The sequence below is a fragment of the Halorubrum sp. SP3 genome (assembly GCF_005435195.1).
Classification (GTDB): domain Archaea; phylum Halobacteriota; class Halobacteria; order Halobacteriales; family Haloferacaceae; genus Halorubrum; species Halorubrum sodomense.
In genome coordinates this window covers 1-312 of record NZ_SGTU01000540.1, presented here as the reverse complement: position 1 = coordinate 312, position 312 = coordinate 1, and the positions used below count along the sequence as shown (strand labels likewise).

General features: G+C 66.3%; 1 pseudogene. It reads right to left on the bottom strand.

Features of this window, described 5'->3' with window-relative positions:
* A pseudogene (locus EXE42_RS17495) lies at window positions 1–312 on the bottom strand (ABC transporter permease); the annotation flags it as partial.

The window sequence follows — 312 nt, the reverse complement described above, 5'->3', positions numbered from 1 at the left end:
GATGGTCCGGGAGAGCAGGTCGCGACCGCGGTGGTCGGTGCCGAGCGGGTGTTCGATAATCCCCTGCCCGAACTGGTTCTCCATACCGACCGGCGGGAGGAGCCGCTGGACGTTCTCCGGGTCGGCCTCGGGATTGTACAGCACCGCCTCCGCGATCGCGTAATCGAGAATGTAGTAGTCGAACGCGGCGAAGATCGCGACGAACGTCATGAACCCGACGATGTAGGTCCCGATCCGCGCCGTCGTGTCCTGTCTGACCTGCTTGAGCGTGTACCGCAGGCCGACGCGGGCCTCGACCTCCTCGGGCCCGCC